Here is an 8,134-nt window from a genome sequence, read left to right as displayed (position 1 = left end):
CCGAGTGTTGGGGCAAGAGCCCTTTGGTTACTTTGGGGCTCTTTTCCAAAGTGACCCGCCGTAAGGGCGGAACCCATACCAGCCGTTACCTAAATAACGGATATGTACACAGCACCACCGCCATCGCAGGCAAGCCAGCTCCCACAGTTCCAACCACATTCCATTACACTGTCCCCCATTCATTCCCAGGGGCCTTCATGGACATCGAACTGGCACGCACCTTCCTCGAAATCACCCGCTGCGGCAGCCTGGCCGCCGCCGCCGAGAAACTGCACGTCACCCAGACCGCCATCACCGCACGGGTCAAGAGCCTCGAAAGCCAACTAGGCAGCACACTGTTCGTGCGCAACCGCGCCGGCGCCAGGCTGACCGCCGACGGCGAGGCCTTCGTGGTGTACGCCAACCAGTTGCTGCAAACCTGGGAAGCCGCAAAACGCGACCTGCCGCTGCCGGACGGTTATCGCAACGTGCTGCATATCGGTGGCGAAGTCAGCCTGTGCAACCCGTTGATGCTCGGCTGGGCCCAAGCGTTACGCCAACACATCCCCGGCCATGCCCTGCGCACCGAAGTACGCGAAGGCGACTACCTGCTGCGCCAACTGGAACTGGGCGTACTCGACGCTGCATTGGTGTTCCAACCGCAATACTGGCCAGGCTTGCAGGTGGAACAGGTACTGGAAGAAAAACTGATCCTGGTGCAACTGGTGAGCAACCCGGCGCCCTACGTGTATATCGATTGGGGACCGGGCTTTCGCCAGCAACACGACGCCGCGCTGCCCGACAAGGCCCGTGCCGCATTGAGCTTCAATTTGGGGCCGCTGGCGTTGCAGTACATCCTTGAGAACGGCGGCGCCGGTTATTTCCGCACCCGCGTGGTGCAGAGTTACCTGGACAGCGGCGTGATGCAGCGTGTGCCCAAGGCGCCGGAATTCAGCTTCCCGACGTACCTGGTGTATTCGCGGGCGCGAGATTCGGCGGTGTTGCAACAGGCACTGGGGTTGCTGCGTGAGGTGGTCAAGGCCGAAAGCGACTGGTCGCAGCGTTGGGACCCACTGATTTGAAGCAACAATCTGCACCGCGCGTGCTAGCCTGCGGGTGTTTCCTATTGCAGCCTGACCGATGAACAAGAAGAAGTCCGTCACCATCAGCGACATCGCCAAACGGGTTGGCATGACCACCATCACGGTGTCTCGCGCACTGAGCAAACCCGACCTGGTCAAGCCGGCCACCCTGGCGCGCATCCTCGAAGTGGCGCGGGAGATGGACTACGTGCCCAACGCCTTCGCACGTGGGCTCAAGCGCAGTGAAAGCCTGATCATCGGCGTGATCACCGCCTCCGTGGACAACCCGTTCTACAGCGAAATGATCAAGGCGATTTCCCGCGAGGCCAAACAGCACGGCTACACCATCATGCTGGTGGACACCGATGAGCTGGAAGAGCTGGAAAGCAAGGCCGTGGACACCCTGCTGGGCTACCGCGTGGCGGGGATCATCCTGTCGCCGGTCTCGGATGAACCGAGCTACCAGCCCGATTACCTCGAACGCCTGGGCAACGGCAAAACCCCAGTGGTGCTGCTCGATCGCACGATCCACGGCAGCCCGTTCAGCCGCGTGGTGCTCGACAACTACCACAGCGGCATCCAGGCCGCGCACTACCTGCTGCGCCAGACGCCCGACCTCAAGCGCCTGTTGGTGCTGACCGGCCCCGAACACTCGCGCATCACCGTCGAACGCCTCAAGGGCCTGCGCGAAGTGCTGGCCGGGCACCCGCAGGTGCAGGTCGAAGTGCAGGCCGGCGACTACACGCTGATGCCGTCCTACCTGCACACCCTCGACTACCTGGCCGAACACTCGGCGCCGGACGCGATCATGGGCTTCAACCAGTTGATCACCCTCGGCGCCTTGCGCGCACTGCGCATGCACAACATCGCCCACGACAGCCTGACCATCTGCGGCATCGACCGCCTGCCCTTCGCCGATATCTTCGGCGTGCCCATCGCCTGCGTGGCCCACGATGCGTCTTTGGCCGGCAGCAGCGCGGTGCGCCTGTTGCTCGATCGCCTGGAAGACCCGTTCAAGCCACGGGACAAGGTGGTGATCGCCGGTCAGTTGGAAAACGGCTAGCGGCTGGTGTATCCACCGTCGATGGGCAGGCTCACGCCGCTGATCATGCTGGCGGCTCTGCTCAGCAGGAACAGCACCGGCAACGCCACTTCGACGGTTTCAGCAAAACGTCCCAAGGGAATGGCCGCCAGCGCCGGGTCGCGCTTGGCCGGTTCGGACCAGGCCATGGCGGCCATCGGCGTGAGCGTGACGGTGGGGTTGACGCTGTTGACGCGAATGCCAAAGCGGCCCCACTCGGCGCATTGCACCCGGGTGATCGCATCCAGCGCGGCCTTGGAGGCGCAGTAGCCGAGGTGATCGTCCAGAGCCACCAGCGAGGCCTGGCTGGAGACATTGACGATGCTGCCGGCGATTTGTGCTTCGATCATCTTGGCCGCCACGCGGCTGGCGACTTGGGCAGCAGCGCGGGCGTTGACTTGCATCACCTGATCGAACGCTTCAGCGCTGATGGCGGCAGCTGGCTCCAGGCGCGAGATGCCGGCGCAGTTGACCAGGCCATGCAGCGGTGGCAGGTCGCGCAGGGCATTATCGAGGGCGGCGCTGTCGGCGATGTCCAGGCACAAGGTGTGGCAGCCGAGTTCGGCCAAGGCTTGGGCGTCGCGGCCGAGGGCAAAGACATCGGCGCCGCTGGCGATCAGTTGCAAGGCAATTTCGCGCCCAATGCCGCTGCTGGCGCCGGTAACGAGGATGCGATGGTGGGTGAAGTCGAAGGCTGCGTTCATGAATTCACATCTCAAAAACAATGGAGATCCCCTTGTAGGAGCCCGGCTTGCCGGCGATGGCGTCCGTGAGATCGCCATCGCCGGCAAGCCGGGCTCCTACAGTTTTTGGGGCGTGTTGGGTCAGTGGGATTGCAGGCTGTGCATGATCGGTTTCAGGGCCGGATACAGCTTCAGGTACTCGGCAAACGCGCGGTCATACGCCTCGACATTTTCCGCCTTGGGCTCAGCCCGCAGCTCCAGCTGCACCCAGCCCCTGTCCATCTCCCCATCACTCACCAACCCCACCGTGTGCGCCGCCAACAACGCAGCACCCAACGCCGCCTCTACCTCCTGGACAATGGTGTACACCGTGTAGCGCGTGACATCCGCGATGATCTGCATCCACAGGTCCGAATGGCTTGCCCCGCCCACCACGATCAAACGCGGGTCCAGGGAGTGCGCCCCACGGGTGCCCGCTTCGATGTTGTGCCGCAGGGCAAAGCTCACGCCCTCCAGCACCGCGCGATACAGGTGAATACGGCTGTGGTAGAGGTTCAAGCCGACAAAACTACCACTGGCACGGTCATCCCACACCGGGCTCCGTTCGCCCATCAGATAGGGCAGGAACAACAGGCCTTCGCTGCCGGCCGGGATGTTCATGGCGCGCTGTTCCAGCAGCACCAGGCTGTCCTGGCCGATGGCCTTGGCTTGTTGCTCTTCGGCCTGGCAGAACTGCTCGCGAAACCAGCTGACCGAGGCACCGGCGGTGATCGCACCGCCAAAGATATACAGGTCGCGGTGGCCGTTGTAGACGTGGGGCATGCTCACCAAGCCATGGTGTGCATCCACTTGCTGGTTGAGGTAACCCCAGCACATGCTGGTGCCGATCATTGCCACGTGATTGCCCGGCTGCGTCACCCCTGCGGCCAGCGTTGCCATGGCCGCATCGACGCCACCGGCCAGAATCGGTGTGCCCGCCTGCAGGCCCAGACGCGCAGCCCACTCCTCCAGCAACCCACCGACGACTTCCCCGGAATACACCAGGCGCTCCGGCATCATCGATTTCGGTACGCCCAGCGCATCGAGCATTTCGGCGGACCAGCCACGCGCCTTCACGTCGTAGACGCCACCGATATTGCCCGCGCTGCTATGGTCCACCGCCAACTCGCCAGTGAGGCACCAGTTGATATAGCTGTTGGGCGGCAGCAGGTAGCGGGTGTTCGCCCACACCTCGGGCTGGTGCTGCTTGAGCCAGAGCATCTTGGTGAAGCCGTAGTAGCTGTCCACCGAGTTGCCGGTGATCGCGAACAGCCGCTCCAGGTCCACCTGCTCGCGCACCCAAGCCACCTGCTCGCCAGCACGGCGGTCCATCCAGATCAGGCACGGGTGCAGCGGGGTGATCTGCGCATCCACCGCAATCCCCGAGCCGCCGTACAGGCTGCTGATACACAACGCCTTGACCTGCTGCGCCGCCACGCCGGCCTTGGCCATGCACTGCGCCACACAGGCCTCGACGGCATCAAGCCAGGCCTGCGGCCATTGTTCGGCCCAGCGCACTTTCGGGGTATCCACGCGATACCCCTGGCTGTGCTGGGCGATGATCGTACCTTGACCATCCACCAGCAGCGCCTTGGTGCTCTGGGTTCCTATATCGACACCCATCACGTAGTTCATTTTCAGGCCACCGGCTTCAACAGCACCTTGATCGACTTAGTCGAATTGGCCAACGCGAAGGCCTCGGCAAAGTCGTCCAGCGGGAAGTCATGGGTGACGATGCCCTTGGAGGTGACCAGGCCGCGTTCGAACAGGTCGATAGCGATCGGGTAGCAATACGGCCCGAGATGGGCGCCGCGTACGTCCAGCTCCTTGCGGTCGCCGATGATCGACCAGTCGACGCTGGTCTCGGCGCCGAACACGCTGAACTCGACAAAACGCCCGAGCTTGCGGATCAGGTCCAGGCCCTGGGTCACGCCCGCCGGCACGCCGGTGGTTTCGATGTAGACGTCGCAGCCATAGTTATCGGTCAGGCCGTTGATGATTTCGCGGGCGTTGTCGCGCGACGGGTTGATCACCACATCGGCGCCGAATTTTTTCGCCAGTTCCAGGCGCTCGTCGACCATGTCGATCACCACCAGTTTCTTCGGGGTTTTCAACGCAGCGACCTGGACCATGCAGAGGCCGAGGGTGCCGGCACCGGCGATCACCACCACGTCGTCGAGTTGGATATCGCCACGGTTGACCGTGTGGATCGAACAGGCCATCGGTTCCACCAGCGCCGAGTCTTCCAGCGACACCGACTCGGGGATCTTGTGCACGATGGCCGTCTTGGGAATGCGCATGTACTGGGCCATGCCACCTTCGGCGACTTCACGCTGGAAGCCGAAGATGTTGTGCACTTCGCACATCCAGTACTTGCCGGACTTGCAGAAACGGCACTTGCCGCACGGTACGATCTGCTCGGCGATCACCTTGTCGCCCACAGCGACTTCGAAGTGCTCTTCCGCGCCCTCGCCCACTTCCACCACATAGCCAAAAAATTCGTGCCCCGGTACGACCGGCGCCTTTACCCACGGGTTGTCGCCGCCCCAGAACATTGCGGCGCCCGAGTGGCACTTGCAGTCACTGGCGCAGATGCCACAGGCGGCGATGCGGATCACCAGTTCATTGGCGCGCGCCTGGGGTTTGCCAATGCGTTCCAGGCGGTAGTCTTTCGGGCCGTGGCAGACGACGGCTTGCATTTCGGTGTGCTTGTCCATGGTGTCGGATCCTGTTCTTGTTAGGTATTTATTTGTGGCGCTGACGGCTGATAAAAATCGCCAGCAAAATGATTGCGCCCTTGATCACGCTCTGGACGTAGGGCGACACGCCCAGCATGTTCAGGCCGTTGTTCAACACACCGAGCAGCATGGCGCCGAGCAGCGTACCGACGATCACCCCGCGCCCGCCGGCAATCGAGGCCCCGCCGAGTACCACGGCGGCAATCGCGTCCAGTTCGAACGACACGCCGGCGTTCGGCTGGCCGCTCATCAGGCGTGAGGTGAGGACCAGCCCGGCAATCGCCGCCGTGAGGCCACTGATGCCGTACACCAGCAACTTGAAACGCGCCGCACGCACGCCGGACAAGCGCACCGCTTCTTCATTGCCACCGATGGCGTAGATGTAGCGACCGATGCGTGTGTGTTGCAGCAGCACGTAGGCCGCCAGGTAGGTGAGCAGCATGATCAGGATCGGCACCTGGATGCCGAACAGGCTTTCGCGGCCAAAGAACGCAAACCAGTCCGGCAACCCGGAAATCGGATAGCCATCGGTGTACATCAGGCCCAGGCCACGGGCGATGCCCATGGTCGCCAGGGTCACGATGATCGGCGGCATGTGCAGGTAGGCCACAAACAAGCCGTTACCGATGCCGAAGGCCACGCCGATCAACATGCCTGCGCCAATCGCCAGGCCGGGCGGCAGGCCCGCGACCATCAACCCGGCCGTGAGCGTGCCGGACAAGGCCATCACCGGCCCTACCGACAAGTCGATGCCACCGGTGAGGATCACGCAAGTCATGCCCACCGCGATGATCGCGTTGATCGACACCTGGCGGGCGATGTTCGACAGGTTGCTGGCGGTGAGGAAGGTGTCGCTGGCGAGGATCATCACCAGGGTCACCACCACCAGCCCGACAAAGGGATAAAACGCCGGCGAGCGCACCAGCCGCGCCAGGTTCAGGCGCAACCGGCCGCTGTCGCCGGTCCTAATGGACGTATTCACTTGAGCCCCCTGTTGCATGGCGCATGACCTCTTGAGGATTGACGGCAGACGCTTCGAGTACCTTGACGATGGCGCCCTTGTGGAACACGGCGACGCGGTCGCACATGCCGATGACTTCCGGCAATTCGGAGGAAATCATGATGATTGCGTAGCCTTGTTCGGTGAGGCTGCGCATCAGCGCGTAGATCTGCGCCTTGGCCCCCACGTCGATGCCACGGGTGGGTTCGTCGAACACCAGCACGTCGCAGTGATGGTTGATCCAACGGGCGATCACCACCTTTTGCTGGTTGCCGCCGCTGAGGTTGAACACCCGGCTTTCACTGCTGGGGGCCTTGATCGACAGTTGCTTCATCAGGCCTTCGACGCTGGCGCATTCGCGGTTTTTGTCGATCAGCCCGGACGCGTTCTGGTATTTGGGCAGGTTGTTCAGCGAGATGTTTTCGCGAATGCTGAAGTCGGTGATCAGCCCTTCGCTCTTGCGGCTTTCCGGGAGCAGGCCGATGCCGTGGGCCAGGGCCTGGGCCGGGTCGTCGAGGGTGATTTTCTCGCCGCGCAGCCACACGTCTTTGCTCACCGACGGCAGCGCACCCATCATGCCCAGGGCCAGTTCCGTACGACCGGAACCGACCAGGCCGGCAAAGCCAAGGATCTCGCCCTTGTGCAGCTGGAAGTTGTTGTGCGGGCCGTTGCGCACCAGTTGGATGTCCTTGACCTCCAGCAACAGCGGGCCGCGCTCGGTGTTCGGTTTGGGTGGAAAACTGCATTCCAGGCGGCGCCCGACCATCATCTCGACCAGCCGGTCGATGTCACTGTCAGCCACATCGGTGACGCCCACATTGCCGCCGTCGCGCAACACGCTGATGCGGTCGCACACCTGGAAAATTTCCTCCAGGTGATGGGAGATGAAAATCACCGCCACGCCCTGGCGCTTGAGTTCGCGCATGATGTCGAACAGCAGCTCGGCCTCGCTGGGTGTGAGGGTGGCAGTGGGTTCGTCGAGCACCAGCAGGCGCGCATCCAGGGCCAATGCCTTGGCGATTTCGACAAACTGCTGTTCGGCCACGCTCAGGTGCCTGACCGCGCATTGCAGGTCGATGGTCACGCCCAGGCGCTTGAACAACGCCTCGCTGGCCTCGACCATTTCGCGCTTGCGCAACAGGCCGAAACGGTTACTCAGCTCATGGCCGAGGAAGATGTTTTCCACGGCCGTGAGGTAGGGAATCAGGCTGAATTCCTGGAACACGATGCCGATGCCGGCGGCGATTGCGTCGCGATAGGTCGCGAACTGCTGCGCCTGGCCGTCGATCAGGATCTGGCCTTCGTCTTGATGCTCGACGCCGCCGAGGATCTTCATCAGCGTCGATTTGCCCGCGCCATTTTCGCCGAGCAAGGCATGAATCTCACCGCGCTCGACTTGCAGGTTGATGGACTTGAGGGCCTGTACGCCCGGGTACCGCTTACAGATGTTTTCCAACTTCAGAAGACTGCTCATTCCGCCGACCTCGTATTCAGAAGGATGACCTGGGCCCCACGAACTGCGTGGGGCCTGG

Annotated in this window: 7 protein-coding genes; 2 read left to right on the top strand and 5 right to left on the bottom strand. The window is 62.8% G+C overall.

The window, feature by feature from the left end; all coding sequences use genetic code 11:
* Nucleotides 1-197: 197 nt before the first annotated feature.
* Both HX868_RS04860 and HX868_RS04855 read left to right on the top strand, forming a co-directional pair.
* Nucleotides 198-1,061: a LysR family transcriptional regulator gene (locus tag HX868_RS04860; RefSeq protein WP_016974860.1), complete on the top strand. Its 864-nt coding sequence runs from the start codon at nt 198-200 to the stop codon at nt 1,059-1,061.
* Nucleotides 1,062-1,119: 58 nt separating this feature from the next.
* Entirely contained in the window at nt 1,120-2,124 is a 1,005-nt protein-coding gene (locus HX868_RS04855; protein ID WP_177002104.1) for a LacI family DNA-binding transcriptional regulator, read from the top strand.
* Here HX868_RS04855 and HX868_RS04850 read toward each other — a convergent pair.
* The 5 genes from HX868_RS04850 to HX868_RS04830 form a co-directional block, all read right to left on the bottom strand.
* Nucleotides 2,121-2,846, bottom strand: coding sequence for an SDR family oxidoreductase (locus HX868_RS04850; RefSeq protein WP_177002103.1), 726 nt, complete (start codon nt 2,844-2,846; stop codon nt 2,121-2,123). The two genes, HX868_RS04855 and HX868_RS04850, sit on opposite strands and share 4 nt — an antisense overlap.
* Before the next feature lie 120 nt (nt 2,847-2,966).
* Entirely contained in the window at nt 2,967-4,499 is a 1,533-nt protein-coding gene (locus HX868_RS04845; RefSeq protein ID WP_177002102.1) for an FGGY-family carbohydrate kinase, read from the bottom strand.
* 2 nt (nt 4,500-4,501) lie between these two features.
* Nucleotides 4,502-5,581 (bottom strand): alcohol dehydrogenase catalytic domain-containing protein, encoded by a 1,080-nt coding sequence (locus HX868_RS04840; protein ID WP_177002101.1) that lies wholly within the window; start codon nt 5,579-5,581, stop codon nt 4,502-4,504.
* 28 nt (nt 5,582-5,609) lie between these two features.
* Nucleotides 5,610-6,602, bottom strand: a complete 993-nt coding sequence (locus tag HX868_RS04835; RefSeq protein WP_177002100.1) for an ABC transporter permease — start codon at nt 6,600-6,602, stop codon at nt 5,610-5,612.
* A complete protein-coding gene (locus tag HX868_RS04830; RefSeq protein WP_177002099.1) occupies nt 6,568-8,076 on the bottom strand; it encodes a sugar ABC transporter ATP-binding protein in 1,509 nt (502 codons plus the stop codon). The genes HX868_RS04835 and HX868_RS04830 overlap by 35 nt, the downstream gene beginning before the upstream one ends.
* Nucleotides 8,077-8,134 lie beyond the last annotated feature (58 nt).

Origin of the sequence: Pseudomonas reactans, from assembly GCF_013385825.1 — a bacterium.
In the GTDB taxonomy this organism is placed as follows: Bacteria; Pseudomonadota; Gammaproteobacteria; order Pseudomonadales; family Pseudomonadaceae; genus Aquipseudomonas; species Aquipseudomonas reactans.
The sequence above is the reverse complement of the archived record's forward strand: the minus strand, read 5'-3'. Positions and strand labels throughout refer to the sequence as shown.